At 41.2% G+C, this 26,777-nt stretch carries 18 protein-coding genes; 7 read left to right on the forward strand and 11 right to left on the reverse strand.

Annotated elements, in window-relative coordinates; translation table 11 throughout:
• Positions 1-34 precede the first annotated feature (34 nt).
• The 5 genes from modD to P3L37_RS01975 are packed head-to-tail and all read right to left on the reverse strand — an operon-like array spanning position 35 to position 4,521.
• The gene (modD, locus tag P3L37_RS01955; RefSeq protein WP_109913067.1) at positions 35-880 is read right to left on the reverse strand and encodes a ModD protein; all 846 of its coding nucleotides are present in this window, start codon (positions 878-880) and stop codon (positions 35-37) included.
• Positions 877-1,695 (reverse strand): class I SAM-dependent methyltransferase, encoded by an 819-nt coding sequence (locus tag P3L37_RS01960; RefSeq protein WP_109913066.1) that lies wholly within the window; start codon positions 1,693-1,695, stop codon positions 877-879. Before P3L37_RS01960 ends, modD begins: the two co-directional genes overlap by 4 nt.
• 11 nt (positions 1,696-1,706) lie before the next feature.
• Positions 1,707-2,474 carry an ABC transporter ATP-binding protein gene (locus P3L37_RS01965; RefSeq protein ID WP_109913065.1) on the reverse strand — a complete coding sequence of 256 codons (768 nt, stop codon included), beginning with the start codon at positions 2,472-2,474 and terminating at the stop codon, positions 1,707-1,709.
• The gene (locus P3L37_RS01970; protein WP_109913064.1) at positions 2,471-3,487 is read right to left on the reverse strand and encodes a FecCD family ABC transporter permease; all 1,017 of its coding nucleotides are present in this window, start codon (positions 3,485-3,487) and stop codon (positions 2,471-2,473) included. Before P3L37_RS01970 ends, P3L37_RS01965 begins: the two co-directional genes overlap by 4 nt.
• Positions 3,484-4,521, reverse strand: a complete 1,038-nt coding sequence (locus tag P3L37_RS01975) for an ABC transporter substrate-binding protein (protein ID WP_109913063.1) — start codon at positions 4,519-4,521, stop codon at positions 3,484-3,486. Before P3L37_RS01975 ends, P3L37_RS01970 begins: the two co-directional genes overlap by 4 nt.
• Before the next feature lie 200 nt (positions 4,522-4,721).
• Between P3L37_RS01975 and gntR the strand changes: the two genes are divergently transcribed.
• The 3 genes from gntR to gntU all read left to right on the forward strand — a co-directional run bounded on the left by gntR (position 4,722) and on the right by gntU (position 8,042).
• Complete coding sequence (gntR, locus tag P3L37_RS01980; protein ID WP_109913062.1) at positions 4,722-5,717, forward strand: gluconate operon transcriptional repressor GntR; 996 nt, start codon at positions 4,722-4,724, stop codon at positions 5,715-5,717.
• A 430-nt stretch (positions 5,718-6,147) separates the two neighbouring features.
• A complete protein-coding gene (gene gntK / locus P3L37_RS01985) occupies positions 6,148-6,687 on the forward strand; it encodes a gluconokinase (RefSeq protein WP_004915186.1) in 540 nt (179 codons plus the stop codon).
• Positions 6,687-8,042, forward strand: coding sequence for a gluconate transporter (gntU, locus tag P3L37_RS01990; protein WP_004915184.1), 1,356 nt, complete (start codon positions 6,687-6,689; stop codon positions 8,040-8,042). Before gntK ends, gntU begins: the two co-directional genes overlap by 1 nt.
• 86 nt (positions 8,043-8,128) lie before the next feature.
• On the opposite strand, the gene P3L37_RS01995 is transcribed toward gntU, so the two are convergent.
• The 6 genes from P3L37_RS01995 to P3L37_RS02020 are packed head-to-tail and all read right to left on the reverse strand — an operon-like array spanning position 8,129 to position 14,419.
• Positions 8,129-10,114: an ATP-binding cassette domain-containing protein gene (locus P3L37_RS01995; protein ID WP_109913060.1), complete on the reverse strand. Its 1,986-nt coding sequence runs from the start codon at positions 10,112-10,114 to the stop codon at positions 8,129-8,131.
• Positions 10,101-10,535 carry a hypothetical protein gene (locus P3L37_RS02000; protein ID WP_109913059.1) on the reverse strand — a complete coding sequence of 145 codons (435 nt, stop codon included), beginning with the start codon at positions 10,533-10,535 and terminating at the stop codon, positions 10,101-10,103. The genes P3L37_RS01995 and P3L37_RS02000 overlap by 14 nt, the downstream gene beginning before the upstream one ends.
• A 4-nt stretch (positions 10,536-10,539) precedes the next feature.
• Positions 10,540-11,874, reverse strand: coding sequence for an HlyD family efflux transporter periplasmic adaptor subunit (locus tag P3L37_RS02005; protein WP_239466024.1), 1,335 nt, complete (start codon positions 11,872-11,874; stop codon positions 10,540-10,542).
• Complete coding sequence (locus P3L37_RS02010) at positions 11,855-13,087, reverse strand: TolC family protein (RefSeq protein ID WP_109913058.1); 1,233 nt, start codon at positions 13,085-13,087, stop codon at positions 11,855-11,857. Before P3L37_RS02010 ends, P3L37_RS02005 begins: the two co-directional genes overlap by 20 nt.
• Positions 13,088-13,090: 3 nt before the next feature.
• Entirely contained in the window at positions 13,091-13,960 is an 870-nt protein-coding gene (locus P3L37_RS02015; protein ID WP_109913057.1) for a hypothetical protein, read from the reverse strand.
• Positions 13,961-14,419, reverse strand: coding sequence for a hypothetical protein (locus P3L37_RS02020; RefSeq protein ID WP_109913056.1), 459 nt, complete (start codon positions 14,417-14,419; stop codon positions 13,961-13,963).
• 215 nt (positions 14,420-14,634) lie between these two features.
• Here P3L37_RS02020 and P3L37_RS02025 point away from each other — a divergent pair, with 215 nt between their 5' ends.
• Genes P3L37_RS02025 through P3L37_RS02040 form a run of 4 tightly spaced genes read left to right on the forward strand, consistent with a single transcriptional unit; the run spans position 14,635 to position 26,748 of the window.
• Positions 14,635-16,890, forward strand: a complete 2,256-nt coding sequence (locus P3L37_RS02025) for an Ig-like domain-containing protein (protein ID WP_316927669.1) — start codon at positions 14,635-14,637, stop codon at positions 16,888-16,890.
• Positions 16,830-18,356: an Ig-like domain-containing protein gene (locus P3L37_RS02030; protein WP_316927670.1), complete on the forward strand. Its 1,527-nt coding sequence runs from the start codon at positions 16,830-16,832 to the stop codon at positions 18,354-18,356. The genes P3L37_RS02025 and P3L37_RS02030 overlap by 61 nt, the downstream gene beginning before the upstream one ends.
• Entirely contained in the window at positions 18,353-19,894 is a 1,542-nt protein-coding gene (locus P3L37_RS02035; RefSeq protein WP_316927671.1) for an Ig-like domain-containing protein, read from the forward strand. The genes P3L37_RS02030 and P3L37_RS02035 overlap by 4 nt, the downstream gene beginning before the upstream one ends.
• The gene (locus tag P3L37_RS02040; RefSeq protein WP_316927672.1) at positions 19,891-26,748 is read left to right on the forward strand and encodes an Ig-like domain-containing protein; all 6,858 of its coding nucleotides are present in this window, start codon (positions 19,891-19,893) and stop codon (positions 26,746-26,748) included. Before P3L37_RS02035 ends, P3L37_RS02040 begins: the two co-directional genes overlap by 4 nt.
• The last annotated feature ends 29 nt before the right edge of the window (positions 26,749-26,777 follow it).

Genomic DNA, 26,777 nt, shown 5'->3' on the forward strand with positions numbered 1-26,777 from the left:
TTACGAACGGTTTTTCTGACGCTAACTTCTTAGCTTACTGCTTAAAGATCTTCACTTTTATATCTCGGGGTGCTGCGTAGTAAGGCGCGGATGTAACTAAGAGTGATACACCAGTTTGCGCGAATGCTTCTATTGTTTTTAAATTAATTCCACCTGCAATCGATAGCTGGCAAGGCCGGTTTTGCTGCTTGGTGAGTTCTTGTAGTTGCTGAATTTGTTCAATAGGCAGTTTATCGAGTTGTACAATATCGGCTTGCGCATTGATTGCAAGAATGGCCTGTTCGTAATCATCGGCCTCGACAATAATCATTTTTTCTGGGGCTGCTTGGCGCAGTGTTTTTATATGGCTTGCCCAATCATCTGGATTTTCAAGGCATTGACGATGGTTGGTGAACAGTAAAATGCTTTCTGCGCTACCCGCTCGATGAATAATAGCGCCCCCTGCCAAAATCGCAGTTAAGGCAAGAGGCTTGGTATAAGGAATAGTTTTTCGAGTACACGCAAGCTGCCCATCCGGTTGATATTGGCGCAAAATACTGACCATTTGCTGGGTGTAGTGGCTGACACCACTACACCATTCAAGCACGTTTTGCACTGCTTTCCAGCCTTGATGCAAGGCTTCAATCGGCCCAGTGGCAGAAATTAAAACACTTTGCGGCTCAACAAGTTGGCCATCTTGAAAGTGGCAATCACAAGTGATCCCCAGTTTCTCTAGCATGCGTTTGGCGATAATCAGCCCACTGATACAACCTCCGAATTTGGATGTAAAGGTTATTACACCCATTTGAGAGTGCAAGCCGAGTGCCCGTGTGGTGAGGTCACCGTATTGAATGTCATCTAGCAGTAGTTGGTCGATTAATGTATCGGGTAGGTAAATCATAATGTCAGTTCCGATTCATCAACCACATCCCAAGATACCATCGCCCAATCTCTGGATGGATAAGGAATTGTTTTACCTAAATCCGTTTGTTCATCATAGTACTTACGTAAGATAGCGGTTTCTTCTGGTGTGATATTTTTAAGAGACCAATTGACGCTGTCAGCGAAAGTGTCAAAGCTATCAAACCCACCTTTCTTAGGACTTTTGATAAAATCAACGCGCGCATTAATGCCCATTTGATGCAAAATATTCACGGCGTAAATGTAGGTTGGCAAACGAATAACTTCGCGGCCTATCTTGCGAATAATGTGTTCATCAATAAATGTTGGGTTGATGGTATGAGTGGTGTAAACCCGTAATTTTGTTTGGCGATTGAGCTTGAGTAAAGCGGCTTTTAAATCATCAACGAGTGTTGAGCGCGATGCCACTGAAATATCCACTTTTGGCAATGAACTCCAATCATCTTCCCATGCGAGTACTTCAAAGCGTGCATGGTGAATAGCGAGTTCTTTTGCGCGCAGTTCAGCCATCTCAAGCATGCCACGACTATAATCAATACCAATAACATCTTTGAATTCATTCGCAAGACACAGACTGATGGAGCCAGGGCCGCAGCCCACATCAAGCAGTGTTTCAGCACCTGTTAAATCCATTAATTTGCGAAACTGGACTAAATATGGGTCATTGGGGTTAGCGCAAGTTTGCGCCATTTGTTGTGCTTTTTTATCCCAATGTTCCGGTTCTTTACGGCTTCGTTGAGCTTGTTGCATATGTTGCTGGTACATTTTTGCAAAATCGATTTGATTGATTAACATGGCTTCTGACCTTAACTAGAAAACGCTGATGGAAACTGAAAGTGAGATTGAATGCTATGTTTATCCACATTATAGAGGGCTGCTAAGTTAGTAAGTGTTAACATACATTTAGATAATCCTTGCCTTGCTTTGTGGTGCTTATCGAGCAAAATAACATTATCAGCGATAGCAGCGGCATGCTGTGGATGGTGAGTTGACATCAAAATTGTCATACCGCGAGATTTTAATTTTTCTATTTGCTCAAGTAGGCGAATTTGATTACCAAAATCAAGGCTAGCGGCAGGTTCATCCATAATTAGAAGTAATGGTTTTTGTATTAAAGCCCTTGCTATCAATACTAATTGCTTTTCTCCTCCACTAAGCGTGCTGTATAGGCGTGATGCTAAATGTGAGATATTCAGATGCTTGAGTTGTTGATAGGCTAAATTATTTCCTGTTTCTTTAGGAACCGAAAATAATGAAATATGCGGTGTTAAGCCCATCATAACCATATCAAGTACCGTGAAGGTAAAGGGGGTATCATGAGCTTGGGGAACATAGGCGACAGTTTTGGCGATTTCGCGTGGTTTAAGGTTCTTAATCTCTTGCCCATTGAGCCATACCTTACCTTTAATTGCCGGTAATAGTCCCAGTAAAGTTTTCATTAACGTGGTTTTACCGCAGCCGTTGGCGCCTAATAAGCAGCTAATCTCACCTTTAGGTAACGAAAGATTTATACCATCAATGATTGATATGTCATGATAACCAATAGCGACCTCTTGCAAAGACAAAATACTCATTTCACCCGCCTTGTCTGTAACAAAATAGCCAAAAAGAAGGGGGCGCCAATTGCGGAGGTTAAAATGCCTATGGGTAATTCAATTGCCGCAATAGTCCGTGCTAAGGTATCTGTAATGAGTAATAAAATAGCACCAATTGCCAGTGATGCAGGGAGCTGATAGCGAAAGTTAGCGCCCACTATCATTCGAGTGATATGTGGCACAATCAAGCCTATCCAGCCAATAATTCCCGCAATAGAAACCGCACTTGCCGTGAGTAAAGTGGCACAAACAATGAAGATAGCACGAGTTAAACTGACATTGATCCCAAGGCTTTTGGCTTCTTCATCCGATAAACTGAGTAAATTCATTCGCCAGCGTAATAATAATAACGGAATAATACCGATAACCATCATCGGTAACACGGAGACTAGGTCAGCTTGGGTAATCGATGACAATCCACCTAACAACCAAAATGTGATGGAAGGCAGTTGAGTGTAGGGATCGGCAAGAATTTTCATTAAGGAGATGGCAGAACCACATAGTGCACTGATGGCAACACCGACCAGCACCAAGGATAAAACAGGATCATGCTGCCGCGCTAATCGAGCAATAAAACAGACTAAGGAGACGGTGATTAGCCCACCAATAAATGCGCTCAGTTGAATGTAAAATAAGGATTGGCCAAAGAAAATACCGATAACAGCACCCACGCCAGCACCGGCGGAAACGCCTAAAATATCAGGGGAAACTAATGGGTTACGGAACATACCTTGGTAAGCCGCTCCTGCAATAGCCAGACCTCCACCAATGACAATAGCGGCTAACGTGCGAGGAAATCGTATTTGCCAGAAAATAGTTTCATGGCGCGGGTTGCTCAACTCGCTATGAGAAGATAACTGGCTGACAAATAGATGATAAAGCTCATTGAATGTAAGTGAGTACTTACCACTTATTAAGGCGATAATAAAACTTATTAATAAAATGATGATTAATAAAAAGGATCTTCTCCCTTGTCTCAGTACATCATTCATGATTTTTCCATGAGCAACTCAACTTGCTGTGCCGTTAATGATGAATGGTAGAAATGAGTAAAAAACTCAGCGATATCATGCTTAATATTCGCAGCAATATTTTTATCAAAATGGCTTTGTAGGCGTCTCATTCCCAATAGGCGGTTAACCCCTGGAGGCCCATCTAACCAACCAAATGGCATGCCACTAAATAGTAATAATTGGTTGTTGGCAATGGCATCAAGGCCTCTCCATAATGCGGAATTTGTCATTAATTCAATGGATTCGTCATATTGAGTTATAATGATGTCAGGGTTCCATTGATATAATTGCTCCATAGAAACCGTAGTCAGACCATGGAAATTAGGAATATCAACCACATTACGTAACCCGAGCATTTCAATCGCTTCAGTATGAATTGAGCCTTTAGCGCCAGTTTCTAAACCTTTTGCTCCTCTTGCAAGGTAAAAACTCAGCGATTTTTGTTGGTTTTGATTGGCAAATAAAGTGGCATCATTAATATAGCGTTGAGCGAGTTGGCTCAATGTTTGAGCCTGCGGGATAACGCCTAATATTTCACCTAGTTGTGTAAGTTGTTGAGGTGAATCTTTTAACCCGCCGGCGATTAATAAACAAGGTACATGAGTTTGTTTGGCGACCTTTTCCGCTTGTGAGCGATAAGTTTCGTCAATGTTTCCGGTATCAATGATCAAATCTGGGCTATAAGACAGCAGTTGCTCAAGAGAAAGGGTGCTCCCACGGCCTGCTAAGCGGCCATAAACAGGCAGCTCAAGCCATTGTGGTGCAAAAAGGCCGGTTTGCCCTTTTTTCAGCGAAATAGAGGCGAAACCCACCATCTTTTCAGGAGCTAATGCGAACATCAGTAAGTCGGAAGGAGGACCTGAACTGATGACTCGGTGAATATTTTCTGGTGCTGGGAGTTTTCCAAATATGGCCGCTTCGACGGCTAGGCGAGTTTGTGCAAAGCTCGGCAAGCTGTAAAAAATAGCCAGTGCTGCACTGGATTTAAGGAACTGCCTACGATTGATTGCCATAATCTAATTTTATTGCTTCGTTATGATAATAATTATATAACGCGAAAATTAGCGGAGTCATGATAGAGAGTCAACTATAAAAGTTGCCGTGCTCAGAAAATTCGATGTTTATGTGATGTAAATCAGTAACAAAGATTGCTATCCATTAATAGATAGCAGAACATAGTTATCGTTAACGAATTGGATATCGCTTTGAACTTATGAAGAAAAAAAGACCTTCTCTGCAGGATGTTGCCGACCAAGTTGGCGTTACAAAAATGACGGTGAGCCGTTTTTTACGAAACCCAGAGCAGGTTTCAGAAGCTTTGCGCGATAAAATTGCTCAGGCGGTGGAGGCTTCCGGGTATATTCCAAATAAGGCGCCCGATATTTTATCGAATTCAACCAGCCATGCCATTGGGGTATTGCTCCCATCTTTAACAAACCAAGTTTTTGCCGAAGTGATCCGTGGAATTGAAGCAGTGACGGACCGTCATGGTTACCAAACCATGCTCGCTCACTATGGTTATTTAGCAGAAAAAGAAGAAGAGCGGCTGACCTCGCTACTTTCTTATAATATTGATGGTGTGATTTTAGCCGAACGAACACATACTGAACGCACGTTACGTATGCTGAAAACTGCGGGGATCCCCGTTGTTGAGATTATGGATAGCGTTTCACCTTGCCTAGATATCGCAGTGGGTATCGATAACTTTGAAGCTTCCCGCCAAATGACCCAAGCGATGATTGAGCGTGGCTGCCGTAAAGTTGTGTATTTAGGGGCAAGGCATGATGAGCGTACTTTTATTCGTTTAAAGGGTTATGAGCAGGCCATGCTCGATGCAAATCTTGAGCCTCGTAATGTGATGACACAAGCGAGCTCATCGTATTCGCTAGGCGCCCAACTACTGCACGATTGCCGCGCTAAATACCCAGATACCGACGGTTTATTTTGTACCAATGATGACTTGGCGATAGGGGCGATTTTTGAGTGTCAACGTCTAGGGATTCAAATTCCACAAGACCTTGCTATTTCAGGTTTTCATGGCCATGACGTAGGGCAAGTGATGACGCCAAAACTGGCAAGTATTTTGACGCCAAGGGACCAAATGGGGCGCAAGGCGGCGGAAGTTTTGTTGGCGAGAATGTCTGGTAAGAAGCTTGTCGAGACGCATTTTGATGTGGGGTTTAGTCTCCTCACTGGCGAAAGTATCTAATTTTATCCGTTATACTTCGCGCCGTAGCGTCGTTGCCCGCACTTGCTAACTCTAGTCACATACTTGTGTATGCTCCCAGAGGTTAGCTCGATTGGCGTCTAGCTACAACACGAATTATTTAGGATAAAGAGCAAGCTATAATGCGAGTTATTAATTCAAATTATTTCGGGTAGCTTTATCCGTCATACTTCGCGCCGTAGTGTGAATTATTTACGATAGCTTTATTTGTTGAACTTCAAATTATTAAAAACTCATATCTTGGCACCCTCTATATTATTGCGATAACTATCACAGATCTGCTTTTTTCTTGGCCAATTTTATTGCTAAATAAATCCTCACTGATGATAATGTTACCCGTAACTTGTTACCGGTAACAAATGCCGGTTTTTAACTAAAGCCAGGACAATAGTGAATATCTGAGGAGTTTCCTATGAATGATACCCAAAAACAAAACTATACATTTGTACTAATGGGGGTATCGGGTAGTGGTAAGTCTGCTGTTGCCACAGGTGTCGCACAGCAACTGCAAGCTGCCTTCCTTGATGGTGACTTTCTTCACCCTAAATCAAATATTTTAAAAATGGCATCGGGTCATGCATTAAATGATGATGACCGTAAACCTTGGTTAGTTGCATTGAACAATGCCATTTTTGCAATGCAAAGAACAAATAGGGTATCTCTGGTGGTGAGCTCCGCATTGAAAAAAAGCTATCGAGATATCTTAAGAGAGGGGAACCACAACCTCTATTTTATTTACCTAAAAGGTGATGCGGTTGTTATTGAAGAAAGATTGAAAGCACGTAAAGGTCATTTCTTTAAGCCTGAAATGCTGAAATCGCAATTTGATGCCTTGCAAGAACCTGGCGCGGATGAACCTGATGTACAGGTTGTTGATATTCGCCCATCCTTAGAAAACGTGATTGAAAATACGTGTTCTACTATTCGTAAGATTGTCGCTGGAGATAACTAATGAATACCCCAGAAACATTAAGCACGTTAACGCTCGTGCTGACGGCGGTTGGCTCGGTTGTTTTACTGCTCTTTTTAGTGATGTATGCTCGTTTACACGCATTTGTCGCGCTCATGATCGTTTCTATTGGTGCGGGTTTGTTTTCAGGTATGCCAGTACAACAGATCACTGAAACCATGCAAAAAGGCATGGCGGGAACCTTAGGATTCCTTGCTATCGTAGTCGCTCTCGGAGCAATGTTCGGTAAAATTCTGCATGAAACAGGTGCTTTAGATCAGATTGCGAATAAGCTACTGAATCTGTTTGGTGAAAAAAATGCGCATTATGCAGTGGGTGTCGCAGGGTTGATTTGTGCTCTACCACTTTTCTTTGATGTGGCGATTGTTTTGTTAATCGGTGTGGTGTTTGCGGTAGCGAACCGCACTGGCCATAACGTTGTTCGCCTTGCTATCCCATTATTTGCAGGGGTTGCCGCTGCGGCTGCGTTCTTATTACCGGGGCCAACACCAATGTTGGTTGCATCACAAATGGGTGCAGATTATGGCTGGATGATTTTAATTGGGCTATGTGCTGCTATCCCTGGCATGATTTTAGCGGGACCTTTATTTGGTAAATTTATCAGTAACTTTGTTCATATTGATATTCCAGCGGATTATCAAGCGCCAAATACAGAACATGGCAGAATGCCAAGCTTTGGATTTAGCTTGTGTTTAGTGCTTTTCCCATTGGTATTAGTGGGTTTAAAAACCATCGGAACACATTTAGTTGAAAAAGGAACCACGCTTGAGCATTGGTTAGAGTTTATCGGTCACCCTTTCACCGCATTACTGTTAGCGTGTTTACTGGCGATTTATGGCCTAGGTTTCCGTTATGGTATGGATAAAGAAAAAGTCATGGCGATTTGTTCTGCAGCGATTCAACCCGCTGGGATCATTTTACTGGTAACGGGTGCTGGTGGCGTATTTAAACAAATTTTAGTGGATTCAGGTGTTGGCCCTGCGCTAGGTGATTCTTTAATTGGTGCTGGTTTACCGATTGCGGTTGCTTGCTTTGTATTAGCAGGAGCAGTACGTGTTATTCAAGGCTCTGCAACGGTTGCATGTTTAACCGCAGTAGGCTTAGTACTCCCAGTTATCAGTGAGCTAGGTTACTCAGGAGCACAGCTGGCGGCTTTAGCGATTTGTATCTCAGGCGGTTCATTGATCTTAAGCCATGTGAATGACTCTGGTTTCTGGCTATATGGCAAGTTTACGGGGGCGACAGAAGCGCAAACCCTAAAAACTTGGACAGTCATGGAAACTATCCTTGGTACGACAGGGGCAATCGTTGGTATGGTGTTCTTTATGTTCTTGTAATACGGTTCATAAAAACACACCAAAGTTAAATTCATTGAATGAAAACTTAAGCAAAGCGCCCACAATTAAGTGGGCGTTTTGCTTTATTAGCTCAAGCTAATTTTAGGAATAACAATTTCATTGTGATGCTGTGGGGAGTTAATGCGTTTAGCGTGACCCGGTGATAATTCAATATGTGTAGTAAAAAATGAGGCTAACCCTAAGTCATGAGTAGACAAGAAAATAATTGATTTATCTAATTCAAACTCTTGTTTCATTAATTGTAAGAATGGGAGTGCATCAGAGGTCGCCATAAATGATGTTGATTCGTCTAACAAGATCATGTCAGGTTGTTTCATCAGTATAAGAGCAAGCTGTAATTTTTGCTTTTCCCCTGTAGATGCAGCGATATCGGTGACGAGAGTATCATCTAATGTTTCTTTGCTAATCAGTAAGCTCGGGCAGCAGAGTTTAGTAAGACGAACAATTATGTCGTTATCGAATACACCATAGAAATTAAAATTATCGCGAATACTGCCATGAACGAATGTTGAAACACCATTATGGTAGGCAATCTTTTCTGTTAAAAAGCACTGGGAAATTTCATCGATACTAATACCATTGATTGTAATATTCCCTGAGGCGTATTGTGAAGTCCCACATAAGGCTTTCATCAGTGATGTCTTTCCTACTCCTGAAACACCTGTTATACCGATAACATCACCGGGTTTGGCTTCAATATTGAGCTGGTTAATAATCGTTTTGCCATGAATACTAACGCTAAGATTTTTTGCACTAAAATGTGTTATTGAATCTGTTGTTATGCCATCTACTTTAAAATGAATAAGTGGATTGTTTTTTAACTGATCAATACTGGATTTGATATGAAATAGATGTGTTTTTACTATAAATAAGCGATTAATCGCACTTGTGATAGCACCAGAAAGTCGACCATTAATGATCATTACGGCGATAATAGAAGCTAAGCTTAAGCTTCCGTCACCAATAGCCAAATAGCTAGCTATGTACATTACTATCATGGATAAAAACGTATTTACTTTGATAATTTCCATCCAATGATGATTGGCCTCGTTTAGTTTTAATTTTATTTTTTCATCTTCATTGGTTTTTATACTGATGTATTGCTTAAAATAGTCATCTCTGGCAAAACAAAGCTCATGTTTTTTTTGTTCTAACGAGTAGTACATGGCTGATTTTTCATAGTTTAAGGTGTTAGCTCTCAGCATATTTTTGTAGGATAGAAAGCGGATGTGCAGACATAAAAAGATAAACCCAGCGTAATAGCTCAATAGCAATAATGAATAAAGACCTAACATGCCAACAATACAAAATGAAAATAAAATAGCTAACCCAATATCATAAATAATTTGTGGCTTAATTTCCCATACCTGTAAGATTGATGCTTCTGCTGTTCTTACCTTAATTGAGGCACTTTTACAGCTAGATTGTTTTAATAAGTTAACAAAATAACGATTAAAAATACTGATATTAAGCTTTATTTTTTTTATATTTTGTTCATGAATAATATGTTTGATGAAAAACTCTAAGCCAATGACGACAATAAAAATAAAACTGATATACAATAAAGAGCTTACAGATTCGCTATAAACTAACCGAGAATTAAAGAGATTTGAATATAATGGAAGTAGTAGCGCAAATACAATTAAAGGTAACGAAAATAAACTAGACTTTGGTGTTAGTTTGATTAGTGATTGGTATATACTATCTTCATTAAGTGTTTTCTCATTAGATGAAAATGAAAATAAATTTTTACTTTCAATGAGTTGCGGTGTTATGGTTAGATCGGTTGTTAAGTTGGTCAGCTGACCACTTTGATTTTTGATAATAATATATTTTCCATCTGTTATTTCCATAATAAAGAGTAATGGTAGTTTTTTTTCACTGAAATCAATGATGGGAATATATTGATAAGTGAAAAAATTATTATCAATAAATTCATTGATGTTATTTAGAATATATTTATTATCATACGAGATCGCCGGAGTCGTAAAAGGCTCTCCTAATATTTTAAAGTATTGATTAATAATATCATGAAAATTACTTGCTTTCATATTCCTCACCTTTTAGGAAGCAGGCATTAACTCCCACATTATCTTCGACAGGCTTTAGTGCTTTAATCGAAGCATTAGGCGTGTTTCGTTTAATTAATATCGTATTATAGACGGTATATGTCATTGCGGAATCAAAGGAAATATTATTACCGTAGGTGCAGTAAATATCTACAGATTTGACTTTTTTATTATCAAGAACTTGTAATACTTCACGACTAAAGGTTAATGACTTGGCCATGATATTTTTATTATTGAATTCCTCAGTTTCATCCGTATTTTTTTCTTTAATTCCCGTTAAAAGAGCTTTGTCTTTATTTTTTTCTACTTCCATTGCACTTGCTAATACATTCGCAAGTAATACAGCCATCAACAATGTCATGGTTGCGACGGCTGCCGATAATGCTGAAATAAAACCCAACATATAATCACCAAACGTTAAATGTAATATTATCGCTAATTAGAGCGGTTAAATAATTAAGAACAGATATTTTTTTACTTGATATATAGATCATAACCGGCAAGCCATCATGGTCAGCGGAAATAATAGTATCTTGTTCTGGAGTCACTTGTACCGAATAAAAGCGCTCTTGGCCCATCCTTTCACGATCAGTAAAAGAATCGGCACTAATTTTGGTGACCTTACCGCGAATAATTTTTTTAAACCCGGGAGAGTTCACAACTATTTTTACAGGTAGCTGAGGAGAGATAAAAGGACGATATTTTGCCAATATTTTACCTTCAACAACTCGGCTATTTTGCTGTTTTTTAATTACCATCACTAAGTTTGAGGCTTCAACGTAAGAACCTTTTTCTAAGTCTTTCTCTATACTTAGAACAACTCCATCTATGGGGGATAATACGCTATTAGCCCTGATTTTATTTCTTAGTAACTCCATTTGTCCGCTATTTTCTAGTTTCTCCTTTTTTAAGCGATTAAGTTGATCTTCATTTTCTTGTATTTCACCAATAAGGCGTGCGGTATATTTTTTTTCAGATAATGCAATTTCTCTAAGTATCCTCTGACCATTCAATTCACCTGTTGTAATCAGTGACATAGTTCTACTGATTTCAGAATTATTATTCAATTTTTCAATTTCAGGAGCTCGTGCGGTGGATAATAAACTTCCTTTTTTCTTCAAAATGTTAATTTGGTTTTCTAATTCAGCAGACTCTTTAATTTGTGCAATATATTGAGCTCGTAAGCTAGTAATTTCCATACCTAACAAAATGTAGCCATATAGTTCTCGGTATGCACTTAGTGTTTTACTTTTCAAATTTTTTGCAATCGAAAAATATTCAGATTCATTACTAATACTTCCATCAAGGATCTTATTTAATAAAATTTTATTATCTTCTAGCTCTTCAATACGCTCACTGGCAAACTCAACAAGATTTGTTAGTGTTCTTTCTTGATGCAATACATCTATATTCGTATATGAAAACAAAATTTGGTCTTTTTCTACTTTGTCTCCGGTTTTGATACTAAATTGATTAATGAAGCCAGATGCTGGACTCACGATTTCTAATCGATTAGATACCCCAGAGATAATACCTTCTCCGGGGGAAGAGACTTCAATTTCAGCTAACAAGATATAACCAATAAATAGCGACGTGATACCAAAAAGAATTTTTACTTTTTTAGGTATTCGGTATAGCTCTTTAGTAATTAGCGCTAATTTATTCGGTTTTTGATATAATATTTTAAATGAATAAATAAACTTATTATATATCTGATTTAATTTATGAAGATGGCGTTTCAATTTTGGCTAGCTTCCCAATTAATTGGACATATTCCATTTTGTTTTTCATATCTGCTATCATAATTTCTGTAATGCGCTTTTCAATAGTTAACATGTCAAATAAAGTATTAACCATTTCATAGAAAGAGGACTGCGATATTTCATATTCACGTTGCTGACTTTTAATAATAGAATGCATGATATTTCGTTGCTCTTGTAAGCCAGCTAATTCAGTCGCATTTGAATTAGCAATGAGCTTTAGATTTTTAATTTTTGCAGTTGATTCTTTATATTTATAATCAGCTTTTTCTTTTGCTGCTTCATATGATTTAAATTGTGATAACTCAGTGAGTTTTTTATCCATATCAAAAATATTTAATTTCATCTCCATACCGATATAGGATTCATTACGGTTTCTCGTTTGATCAAGATATCGTTCTTCTGCGATTAGATTAACGTTAATGAAAGAATTTTGTTGATACGCACTTTCTTTCATCGAATCCGCTTGCATTTTCAATATATTATATTCGATATTTTGTTGAATATTCTCGCTATCAATAATCGTCGATTTTAAATTTTTGAGTAGAGCTGGTGGAACTAGTACGCCATCTTTCGGAAATGATATCCCAGAGGCAAGCTCAATATTTGATTTATATTGTTCAATTTCTTTTTCTATATTTGTTCTTTCTGTTTCAATACGTTGCATTAATAATGAAGCTTGCTCTACATCACTAGATTTAGCAACTCCACTTTTATAGCGACGATTAATTGAACTAAAAATATCTTTTGCATTGTTATTTAAAATTTCCGTCGTTTTTGTTAGTTCACTAAGGTAATGGATACCAATAAGATTGTTGGTGATAGCGCTATAAAGATCGTCTTTTTCTTTGTTCAGAGAAAGTTCTGATACCTGTAGTTTTAGGTTTTTTTCATTAAATCGATGACGTAATGTGCTGTCATATACCATTGAAGTTGCAGTGATATTACTATTAATACTGTTATCACTATTTTTAATTTTACTTGATGCTGATACTTTTGGAAGATAAAAATAATCAGTTTGTTTAGCTCGATAACCTTCTGCTTCTAATTCTAATACTTTCACTTTGATAGGATTAGAGTTTTCTAATACACGATTAATAAAGGATTGAAAGCTTTCAACTTTTTCAGTTGCAAAACTATAATTAGGTAATAATAAAGGTGAAAATAAACATAACGCTAGGGGGATAGTTCTCATTTTTTACTCCATCGATAATAAGGTTAATAGTTTTTTCCGACTTTCAATTGTTTTTTCTTTTAGCCATTTAGTGGTTTGATTAATCTTTGATATTTCTGCTGATATTTTCTCATTGTCAGCTTTTCTATTGACTTTTTCTTTTAATAAATAATCGTTTAATTTTATTTTCCAGTCATCATCTGCATTTTTGATTGATCGTAAAACGGTTAAATTTTCTTGTGCTGTCGTAGATAAGGTTAAGAGATGCGTAGTGATTTGGTTTGTTAATTCATTATTTTCAGGAATAGACACGATTTTCTGTGCGATATTGATATTGACATCCTGTAAGTTTGAAAGTGTTTCTTGAATTTTATTTAATTCTTCGGTGTGTATTGTTGATGTTTTTGCCTTAGATTTCTTATTTTCTTTTTGATAGAAAAAATTAAAGAAATTCAAACTTACTAAGAGTAAAACGGAAACAGAAACCCCAAGGATAGAGGTTAAGAATGCAAAGGACATTGAGTTAAGTGCCATAGATATAGATGAAATCATGGCATTCATTTTTTCAGAAACATCTCCGTCACCAGATAATGATGCAGAAATAGCGGTGATCATTCCTGTCAATCCGATAAAGGTACCGATTAGTCCTAAGGAAACAGAAACGGATGCGGAGAGTTTGGTCTGATTCGACAGAAAAACATAATGACTTAACTGATTTTTTTTGAATATTTTGTGGCACAAAAAAATAATTAATGGATAAATATAAATACCAATCATGGTATAACTTATCTCTGGTGCTAATGAAAGGCATTGCTGAACTATTTCTTGTACTGCTTGTATGAAGAAAAAAGCAAGAAAGGTCACTGCATAAAAAAGTAATCCAATATAATACATTTATTTATAATCCCAATAGATACATGAATTCCACCCTGGGCAATGTTCACTTGTTCCTTGTTGTAGAACAATTTCTTTATTGATTCCAAGGCTTTTAATTAACGATGTTACATAAAGTAAGTTATATGTGTTTTTCTCCTTACTACCACTTATTTTTTTATCAATATAACCACTCAGTATGATTTTATTTCCAGGGCTATCTTTAAATTCTTTACTTAATAGCTTAGTTTCATCATTCGAAAGATGAATACCCCCCTTAAAACTGAGAAGTTTATTTTTTAAGTCTAATTGTACTTTTTCAAAACGTAATTCACTGTAGTTAATATATTGCTCGACAGATTTCATGCCACTAAAAATGAAAACCATAGAAACAAGTATTATTATACAGAGTGTTCCACTTAATCCATCTACCATAGGTGCTAGCTCATCGTCTGAACCATCATAATCTTCTTCTGACATAAAAATTTCATTTTGTTATTAAATATATTATGAGGGTGTATTATAAATAGGTTTGATTTGAGTTCATCAGAGTTTAAGACCAAAAATAACGAATGTGAGGTCACTCTATATTCGAGCTCATGTTATTTTTAATAAAATCGATATAATGCGTTTTATTAATCGATGCTAATTACTATTAGCGTAGGAACTCACTTTTTAAATAATAGTTTAATAATATGACGAATATAATAAAATCAGTTGAATCAAATAACATAACGATCAAAAAATTTAAGGTTCAGGGGCTTGATTTAATTGTTACAACCCCGAATGGAACAGTCGAAAAAATAGAAAATGGGCTTTCTGAAATTATTTCAGGGGGTATAGTTTTATTAACTGAGCAAGGTAACGTATTATCGCAAGATGAAATTTTATCATCGATAACGATGAATATTGGTGCTGATGCAATCTACCTCAAAGAACAATTTATCAGTGAAACGATCGAACTCGCTGAAGATATAGATACTAAAAAAGATGAAGATGATGAAGAAAAACAGTTTGCAGAAAAGCTAGCAGAATTAAATCAAGAAAATCAAAAATTAGCAAAAGAGGTTCAAGCCTTAGAGTCCCAGACTGAGAAACAAGAAGAGCAATTAAGCTCTTCATTGACAAAATTATCCGAAGCAAAAGCCCAATTAAAAGAACAAATTAAATCAGAGAAAAGTAAAAAAGAGAGTGTGAGCGATCCCGCATTACCTCCATCACCACCACCTATGCCAGCGAAATCTTCAACTTCATCTGAATCTAGTACTCCTGCGAATAAAACACCCGAAAATCCCATAGTCATTAAGCCAAAAACTCAAGTTTTTATTCAAGGGAAGCTAAGTGAAGAATCAGACTCTGGGAAAAAAGATGACGGTATTACAAATAATAATAAACCAACGTTTATTGGTACCGTTTCCCTTGATTCTCAGGCATATCTTATTTTGGATGGTATAAAATACCCAATTACAGCGGATAAAGAAGGACATTGGTCATTAAAAATAACTAAACCGTTAAAAGACGGCGTGTATGAATATGAACTCGCTGCCTCAGCTGATGGTAGTAACCCTTTAATTTTAAAAAATAAAATAATTATTGATACTCAATTAGAGAGCCTGTCAGTGGACTTAGAGGAAATCAGCGACAGCGGTATTCTGGATGACAAGCTGACCAAGCACAACACCCCGACATTCGCTGGTCAAACCGAGGCGAACAGCACCGTGACCCTCCAGATTGCGGAACAAAAATTGGTGACAACGGCGGATGCACAAGGCCGTTGGCGCATCACGGTTGAAAAACCGCTGGCCGATAAACAGCATGATTACACGGTGACGGCGGTGGATGTGGCCGGCAACACAAAAGCTGTCGCGGAGACGGTGACCATCAAAACGACGTTGCCGAATGCGACAGCGCAATTAAAAGATATTCAGGGATTTATCACCAACCAAATGACCCCCACGTTGACGGGGCAAACGGAGCCGAAGGTTCGCATTCAAGTGGATATCGCCGGGAAAGCCTATGACACTCAAGCGGATGATAGTGGCCTATGGTCGTTGCCGATCCTTGATGCCTTGGCGGATGACGTCTATACGTTCACCGTCACCGCGACCGATCAGGCGGGGAATGTGGGGCGGTTTAGCGAGAGTTTGCAGATTGATACACAATTACCTTCAGCCACGGCGACCTTGACCGAGGGCAGTGATAGCGGGGTTCAAGGCGATAATATCACGAAGGATCAATTCCCAGCCTTGACGGGCAAAACCAAACCGCACGCGGCAGTGACGATCTCGATTGAGACCGAAAAGTATGAGACCACCGCGAATGCTAACGGGGAGTGGACGCAAGCGCTGCCCACGAAATTTACCGAGGGTGAGCACCCTTATACCGTCAGTGTGACCGATAAAGCGGGTAATCAGGCGACATCCAAGGGCACCTTCACCATTGATACCGAGGTAGAGAGCCTGTCAGTGGGCTTAGAGGGCAACAGCGACAGCGGCACACCAGGTGACAAGTTGACCAAGCACAACACCCCGACATTCGCTGGTCAAACCGAGGCGAACAGCACCGTGACCCTCCAGATTGCGGAACAAAAATTGGTGACAACGGCGGATGCACAAGGCCGTTGGCGCATCACGGTTGAAAAACCGCTGGCCGATAAACAGCATGATTACACGGTGACGGCGGTGGATGTGGCCGGCAACACAAAAACTGTCGCGGAGACGGTGACCATCAAAACGACGTTGCCGGCGGCCACGGCACAATTAAAAGATATTCAAGGATTTGTCACCAACCAAACTACCCCCACGTTGACGGGGCAAACGGAGCCGAAGGTTCACATTCAAGTGGATATCGCTGGGAAATCCTATGACACTCAAGCGGATGAGAAGGGTTTATGGTCGTTGCCGATCCCAGTGTATTGCGCGAGGGGAGCCATAGATTCACTGTCAAAGTAACCGATGCGGCGGGGAATGTGGGGCGGTTTAGCGAAAGTTTGCAGATTGATACGACGTTGCCACTGGCAGCGGCGACCTTGACCGAGGGCAGTGATAGCGGGGTTCAAGGCGATAATATCACGAAGGATCAATTCCCAGCCTTGACGGGCAAAACCAAACCGCACGCGGCAGTGACGATCTCGATTGAGACCGAAAAGTATGAGACCACCGCGAATGCTAACGGGGAGTGGACGCAAGCGCTGCCCACGAAATTTACCGAGGGTGAGCACCCTTATACCGTCAGTGTGACCGATAAAGCGGGTAATCAGGCGAAATCCAAGGGCACCTTCACCATTGATACCGAGGTAGAGAGCCTGTCAGTGGGCTTAGAGGGCAACAGCGACAGCGGCACACCAGGTGACAAGTTGACCAAGCACAACACCCCGACATTCGCTGGTCAAACCGAGGCGAACAGCACCGTGACCCTCCAGATTGCGGAACAAAAATTGGTGACAACGGCGGATGCACAAGGCCGTTGGCGCATCACGGTTGAAAAACCGCTGGCCGATAAACAGCATGATTACACGGTGACGGCGGTGGATGTGGCCGGCAACACAAAAACTGTCGCGGAGACGGTGACCATCAAAACGACGTTGCCGGCGGCCACGGCACAATTAAAAGATATTCAAGGATTTGTCACCAACCAAACTACCCCCACGTTGACGGGGCAAACGGAGCCGAAGGTTCACATTCAAGTGGATATCGCTGGGAAATCCTATGACACTCAAGCGGATGAGAAGGGTTTATGGTCGTTGCCGATCCCCAGTGTATTGGCGGAGGGGAGCCATAGATTCACTGTCAAAGTAACCGATGCGGCGGGGAATGTGGGGCGGTTTAGCGAAAGTTTGCAGATTGATACGACGTTGCCACTGGCAGCGGCGACCTTGACCGAGGGCAGTGATAGCGGGGTTCAAGGCGATAATATCACGAAGGATCAATTCCCAGCCTTGACGGGCAAAACCAAACCGCACGCGGCAGTGACGATCTCGATTGAGACCGAAAAGTATGAGACCACCGCGAATGCTAACGGGGAGTGGACGCAAGCGCTGCCCACGAAATTTACCGAGGGTGAGCACCCTTATACCGTCAGTGTGACCGATATAGCGGGTAATCAGGCGAAATCCATGGGCATCTTCACCATTGATACCGAGGTAGAGAGCCTGTCAGTGGGCTTAGAGGGCAACAGCGACAGCGGCACACCAGGTGACAAGTTGACCAAGCACAACACCCCGACATTCGCTGGTCAAACCGAGGCGAACAGCACCGTGACCCTCCAGATTGCGGAACAAAAATTGGTGACAACGGCGGATGCACAAGGCCGTTGGCGCATCACGGTTGAAAAACCGCTGGCCGATAAACAGCATGATTACACGGTGACGGCGGTGGATGTGGCCAGCAACACACAAAAGCTGTCGCGGAGACGGTGACCATCAAAACGACGTTGCCGAATGCGACAGCGCAATTAAAAGATATTCAGGGATTTATCACCAACCAAATGACCCCCACGTTGACGGGGCAAACGGAGCCGAAGGTTCGCATTCAAGTGGATATCGCCGGGAAAGCCTATGACACTCAAGCGGATGAGAAGGGTTTATGGTCGTTGCCGATCCTTGATGCCTTGGCGGATGACGTCTATACGTTCACCGTCACCGCGACCGATCAGGCGGGGAATGTGGGGCGGTTTAGCGAGAGTTTGCAGATTGATACACAATTACCTTCAGCCACGGCGACCTTGACCGAGGGCAGTGATAGCGGCGATAAAGGCGATAATATCACGAAGGATCAATTCCCAGCCTTGACGGGCAAAACCAAACCGCACGCGGCAGTGACGATCTCGATTGAGACCGAAAAGTATGAGACCACCGCGAATGCTAACGGGGAGTGGACGCAAGCGCTGCCCACGAAATTTACCGAGGGTGAGCACCCTTATACCGTCAGTGTGACCGATATAGCGGGTAATCAGGCGAAATCCATGGGCATCTTCACCATTGATACCGAGGTAGAGAGCCTGTCAGTGGGCTTAGAGGGCAACAGCGACAGCGGCACACCAGGTGACAAGTTGACCAAGCACAACACCCCGACATTCGCCGGTCAAACCGAGGCGAACAGCACCGTGACCCTCCAGATTGCGGAACAAAAATTGGTGACAACGGCGGATGCACAAGGCCGTTGGCGCATCACGGTTGAAAAACCGCTGGCCGATAAACAGCATGATTACACGGTGACGGCGGTGGATGTGGCCAGCAACACAAAAGCTGTCGCGGAGACGGTGACCATCAAAACGACGTTGCCGAATGCGACAGCGCAATTAAAAGATATTCAGGGATTTATCACCAACCAAATGACCCCCACGTTGACGGGGCAAACGGAGCCGAAGGTTCGCATTCAAGTGGATATCGCCGGGAAAGCCTATGACACTCAAGCGGATGAGAAGGGTTTATGGTCGTTGCCGATCCTTGATGCCTTGGCGGATGACGTCTATACGTTCACCGTCACCGCGACCGATCAGGCGGGGAATGTGGGGCGGTTTAGCGAGAGTTTGCAGATTGATACACAATTACCTTCAGCCACGGCGACCTTGACCGAGGGCAGTGATAGCGGCGATAAAGGCGATAATATCACGAAGGATCAATTCCCAGCCTTGACGGGCAAAACCAAACCGCACGCGGCAGTGACGATCTCGATTGAGACCGAAAAGTATGAGACCACCGCGAATGCTAACGGGGAGTGGACGCAAGCGCTGCCCACGAAATTTACCGAGGGTGAGCACCCTTATACCGTCAGTGTGACCGATAAAGCGGGTAATCAGGCGAAATCCATGGGTATCTTCACCATTGATACCGAGGTAGAGAGCCTGTCAGTGGGCTTAGAGGGCAACAGCGACAGCGGCACACCAGACAGGGACAAGGACCACCGCACAACACCCCGACATTCGCTGGTCAAACCGAGGCGAACAGCACCGTGACCCTCCAGATTGCGGAACAAAAATTGGTGACAACGGCGGATGCACAAGGCCGTTGGCGCATCACGGTTGAAAAACCGCTGGCCGATAAACAGCATGATTACACGGTGACGGCGGTGGATGTGGCCGGCAACACAAAAGCTGTCGCGGAGACGGTGACCATCAAAACGACGTTGCCGAATGCGACAGCGCAATTAAAAGATATTCAGGGATTTATCACCAACCAAATGACCCCCACGTTGACGGGGCAAACGGAGCCGAAGGTTCGCATTCAAGTGGATATCGCCGGGAAAGCCTATGACACTCAAGCGGATGATAGTGGCCTATGGTCGTTGCCGATCCTTGATGCCTTGGCGGATGACGTCTATACGTTCACCGTCACCGCGACCGATCAGGCGGGGAATGTGGGGCGGTTTAGCGAGAGTTTGCAGATTGATACACAATTACCTTCAGCCACGGCGACCTTGACTGAGGGCAGTGATAGCGGCGATAAAGGCGATAATATCACAAAGGATCAATCACCAGCCTTGACCGGCAAAACCAAACCGCACGCGGCAGTGACGATCACGACTGAGACCGAAAAGTATGAGACCACCGCGAATGCTAACGGGGAGTGGACACAAGCGCTGCCCACGGAATTTACCGAGGGTGGGCACCCTTATACCGTTAGCGTGACCGATAAGGCCGGTAATAAGGCGGAATCCAAGGGCACCTTCATCATTGATACCGAAATGACATTGACTGGGGGCCTAGATCTAAGTAGTCAAAGCAACATTGTATCGAGTGATGTTGTGACGAATTTACTCAGGCCTCAAATTAGCGGCAAATCTGATCCAAATAGCAAAATAACGGGTGAATTTAAAGGAACGAAAAAGACTGTTTATTGCGATGAACAAGGTAAATGGTCGTTGACGTTTGATGTAAATGCTAAAATTGGTAAGGATAACGAATACGTTATTACAGCTAAAGATGCTGCGGGTAATGAAAAAATACTTAAACAAAGTTTTTCCTATACCCCGCCTCCGGAGGGTGGCTCCGGTGAATCTCCGCCCCCGACACTTTCAGTTGAATTAGATAAAGAGAGTGATAGTGGAAATAAAGATGATTTCACTACTAACATTAAAACACCTAAATTTAGCGGTACCGCAACCAAAGGTGCTGAAGTCAAGTTATACATTGATACCCAAGAGTATACTGCAAATGCAGATGCGGTAACTGGAGCGTGGGAGATTTCGGTTAAGAGTTTACCTGAGGGGGGGAATCCTTATCGTGTGACTGCTGAGCATCCAGGCAATAGAAAAATAGTTGAAATAAAAGGAAGTGTGACCATTGATACAATGCTGCCATCGACAGCGGCGACGCTGACCGAGGGCAGTGATAGCGGGGTTCAAGGCGATAATATTACCAACAATAAATCGCCGGAATTAACCGGCAAAACCAAACCGCACGCGGCAGTGACGATCTCGATTGAGACCGAAAAGTATGAGACCACCGCGAATGCTAACGGGGAGTGGACGCAAGCGCTGACCACAGAATTTACCGAGGGTAAGCACACTTATACCGTTAGCGTAACCGATAAGGCCGGTAATCAGGCCGAGTCCGACGGCGCCTTTTTTATAGATACAAAGTCATATGGTAAAAGTTTGAGCTTTGATAAAAACGTTTATAACGGCTATGGATGGACTAAGCATAATACCCCGATATTTGTAGGGGAAGCAGAGGCCAACAGTGTTGTTACCATGAGATTCGGCGGGGGAAGGTTCTCGACGGTTGCTGATAAACAGGGTAAATGGCATCTTAAGATTAAGTACCCATTGGCAGATAATAGTTATTATTGTGATTTTGCTTTTATTGATGTAGCAGGCAATAAGACACAAACTGGCGAATGGGTAATTATCAAAACGACATTACCGTCGACTGACGCTAAATTGAATGGCATCAATGGGTTTGTCACTAACCAAAATAAGCCGATGTTCATCGGTAAAACAGACCCATACTCAACAGTTAATGTGGTTGTAGGCCAAAAGGATTACCCAACTAAAGCGGATAAAAATGGTGAATGGTCGGTTCAGCTTAATGAGTTGGCAGATAACGTCTATACATACCGAGTCATAGTGACAGATTTGGCTGGCAATAAAAATGAATTTAGCGATATATTACAAATTGATACGACGTTGCCACCGGCAGCGGCGACGTTGACCGAGGGCAGTGATAGCGGGGTTCAAGGCGATAATATTACCCACCATAAATCGCCAGCCTTGACCGGCAAAACCAAACCGCACGCGGCAGTGACGATCACGACTGAGACCGAAAAGTATGAGACCACCGCAAATGCTAACGGGGAGTGGACACAAGCGCTGCCCACGGAATTTACCGAGGGTGAACACACTTATGCCGTCAGTGTGACCGATAAAGCCGGTAATCAGGCGACATCCAAGGGCACTTTCACCATTGATACCGAAATGACATTGACTGGGGGCTTAGCTCTAAGTAGTCAAAGCAACATTGCATCGAGTGATGTTGTGACGAATTTACTCAGGCCTCAAATTAGCGGCAAATCTGATCCAAATAGCAAAATAACGGGCAAGTTTAAAGAGAAGACGGTTACTGTTAATAGTGATGAGAACGGTGATTGGTCACTGGTATTTAATGTTGATGCAACGGTTGGCAAAGATAACCAATATTTTATTACGGCTAAAGACGCAGCAGGTAATGAAAAAACGATTACAAAAAAATTCGAATATTCTCCATCCGGTGAAGTTACTGGTTGGGGGGATCGACCGACACTTTCAGTTGAATTAGATAAAGAGAGTGATAGTGGGCATAAAGATGGTTATATCACTAATGTTAAAAAGCCTACATTTACAGGTACAGCTACCAAAGGTGCAAAAATAACCTTTAAGATTGCTGGACAGGAATTGACCGAAATTGCTGATGCCACTACAGGAAAATGGGCTATTACGCTTGATAGTTTACAGGATGGGGGACATCATTATACGGTGACTGCGGAACACCCGACTAATGGGAAGTCCACTGATGAAAGTGGCGTGATTTTTATAGATACAACACCACCTTTCACTGTGGTTAAATTAACGGATGCGATAGAGTTAGGAACATCTGGTGACTTTATCACCAAAAACCAAAAGCCAGAGTTTACGGGAAAAAGCGATCCTGGTAATAAAGTAACGTTAAAATTGAATAATAAAAGCGTCGATACAACCTGCGATGAAAATGGTGCATGGCTATTAGCTTTAGATGAAACATTTGATAAAAATTATTCAGGTAAATACACAGTCATTGTTACTGATACTGCTGACAATCATTTTGAAACAACAGGTACGTTGCAAATTGATAATACTATCCCCTTTCTTTCTGCAATAACGTTTAATTCAAACGCGACTAGAGATAGAAAAGGTGTTCTGTCAACTAATGATTTAACCCCGATATTTAGTGGTACAACTACACCAGGCTCAAAATTAAAGTTTAAATTTTCTTACTATACTGGAGATTATTTTTGGGAACGACGTGAGTTCGATGTGACAGATATTGATAAAAACGGGCAGTGGTCTTTCACATTTCCATCGAATTTAATGAAAGCTGGCCCCCTTTATGGGGTTAGTTCTATTGGTGTCGTTGCGACGTCTCCTGCTGGAAATACGAATAATAAAGATTTTGAAAAAAAAGGTTTATGGATAAAAAAAGGTGTTTATACCATCGATTCACTGATTGATGCTGAGTCTAGCCCTACAGGTAAAGATGATTTAAAAGTAAGTGTTAGCAAGACACCTAAATTGCACGGAACAATTAAAGGTGGTGTAACGGGGGACGAATTTAAAGGTAGCATTCAGATTGCTGGGAAAGAATATCCGCTAACCATAACTGGAAAAACTGGCAAATTAGCCGCATGGAATTTTGAACTCCCTACGCAAAATGCGCTTTCACAGGGTCAACATGGCTATACTTTGAAATTTCAAGATGTATATGGTTCGACAGAGAAATTTCATTCCTTTTTAGTTGTATCTGAGTCGAATATTTTCCTTGATCCCGAAACGGATTCTGGACATCAAGGAAATGGTTATATAAACCATAATAAGCCAATTTATAAAGGGATTGCTGAGCCTAAAGCTAAAATCTCAGTAAAAGTTGGGGGAAAAGAATACAAGACCCAAGCAAATGATAAAGGGGAATGGCAACTTGAAGTTCCCCTTGATGGTGATGGGGAGCACAACCTCATTTTCCGAGATGAAACGAAAGATTTGATACTCGGGATTGTTAAGCTAAATGTCCTAACAACGCCCCCTACATTCAATGAATTTCATATCGAAAAAAGTGATACGCACAGTAAAGCAGCTGATGTAGCTAAAAATAATAATCCTCACCTGAATTTTACTTATACAGGAAATATGGATTATTACGAGATTGCAGTTAATGGGAAGACTATCAAATATGACAAAAAATCTGTTAATGATGATAGTTCACAAACGACTTTTAATAATACTCTAGATTTACCTAATGGTGAGCATAAAGCTAATATTACCGCTTTTGATATTGCGGGTAATAAGGTCGAGCATGAAACCATTATTAAAGTGTTAAGTGGTGAGGCCCAAAAACCTAAAATCGAGTTTGGTATTACTGAAAATCAAAGTGTTAGTAGTGATGGCGGCGAACTTATTTTTGACAAAAATCACTTAAAAATAACAGGTAAAACCTCTCCCGCAGGGATTGTTAAAATAGAAGATAAAACAGGTAAAAAAATTGGAACGACCAAAGCGGACAATGAAGGAACCTGGGTATATACATTGCCTACCGAATGTATTCCCAGTGATATAACAGAGGGTGACAATCTTGAATTTTCTATTACAGCGTACGATCTGATTAATCGAAAAAGTAATATCAATTTTTCACTTATTTATAATGACTCGACTCCTAAAACACCTACCTTTCAGATGAGTGAGAGCGACAGTAATGATACGGTATATAACAATGGATTGACCTTTAGTGGTAAAACTCAACCTAATTCTACTGTACATTTTACGTTGTCTAAAGGACAAGAAGTTATACATGAATCTGTAAAAACGGATAAGACTGGGAATTGGCAATTCAAACCACTTGCCTCTCAAATGCCAGCTGACGGTCAATATGTTTACAATATTACGGTTGAAAATGTATTAGGGAAAATGAGTGCAGAGAAAGATAAATTACAAGGTAGCTTAACAATTAAAACGACGCCTGAAATAACCTGGGGATTAGATGATAATGATGATACTGGTATTAAAGGCGATAATATTACCAATATAAAAACACCGAAGTTTAGCGGAAAAACGGAGCCTCATGCTTCTATCCGATTGATTTTTGATAATAACTTAACTCATTCATACGATGCCAAAGCAGATGAAAATGGCGTATGGGTGATAGATGAAAAAGTAAAATTCGAAGAAGGATCATACGGTTATACGATAGCTGTGGAAGATAAGGTGCATGGAATTAGTGGCCAGAAACATGGTAGATTTCAGATTGATACCACTGCCCCGAAGGTATTAACAGGTGGTGTGATTGATGCACGAGATGGTGTTGCTAAAGAGCATGTTCTCACTGATGCGAATATACCTGATTTTAGTGGACATAGTGATCCCTTTGCACAAGTTTTACTCAATATAAAGTCTCCTTTAGATAGCACTCATTTTTCTCAGACAATTATTGCAGACGAAAAGGGGAGTTGGGCATTTACATTACCTCCAGCAAGTGCATTGAAAGACGGGGAATATACCTATCAGGCAAGGGTAGAAGATAGTGCGGGTAATCTAAATAATGATTTGATGCTACAAGGCACTATCAAGGTGGATACAATTGCTCCAGATACTCTTGATGGTGGTGTTGGTAATTCTAAAGATAATACTTATCAATTGGATTGCGTAACAAATATCACAAAACCCACTTTTTGTGGTTCAGCAGAGCCAGGTGTGGTCCTACAGTTAATAGTGGGTGAGCATGTTTATAAGGATATTAAGGTTGATGAAAAAGGTCAGTGGAAATTCACACTTCCATCGTCACTGACAGAGGACACCTATATTTATAAAGTAGAGATGAAAGATGCTGTTGGGCATAAAGGAACTAAAAGCTTAAGGGGTAAGATTATTATCGATACAACACCGCCTGATGTACTGGAGGGTGGGTTAGATACTACATCAGATACAGGGATCTCAAACAGTGGTTTCACTAACCATAAAACACCAACCTTCAGTGGGACGACAGAATCTAATGCTTTCGTTGAGCTAAAGATTGCGAATGAGAGTTATACCGGGGCGGCGGATAAAAACGGTCAATGGACAATTCCGGTCACTAATCCACTGCCAGATGGTTCCTATAAATATATTCTTGAAGTGAAAGATAGCGCGGGTAATAAAAAAAGTGTCGTTGACAACATCACCATTGATACCAAGGCGCCTGAACTTTCTGGGAAATTAGATGAGACGACCGATACCGGTACAAAAGGTGATAATCTTACCAACGATAACAAGCCAAAATTCAGTGGAACCACTGAAGCTGGTGCTTTCGTTGAGCTAAAGATTGCGAATGAGAGTTATACCGGGGCGGCGGATAAAAACGGTCAATGGACAATTCCGGTCACTAACCCACTGACTGATGGTTCCTATCAATATACTCTTGAAGTGAAAGATGTTGCGGGTAATTTTAGTGATAAGAAAATTACAGGCAAAATTACGATAGATTCAACCCTGCCAGATGCATCAATAATCCCTGCATCGACACCAGTAGAAAGTAACGTGGTGATGCTAACAGATATTCCAGTAGTTGATAATACGATATCTCAAATAGATATTGATAATCACAATTTCTAGTGAAGAGATTTTAGACAATATCGTTAAGC

It is taken from the genome of Providencia sp. PROV114 (assembly GCF_032704305.1).
In the GTDB taxonomy this organism is placed as follows: Bacteria; Pseudomonadota; Gammaproteobacteria; order Enterobacterales; family Enterobacteriaceae; genus Providencia; species Providencia rettgeri.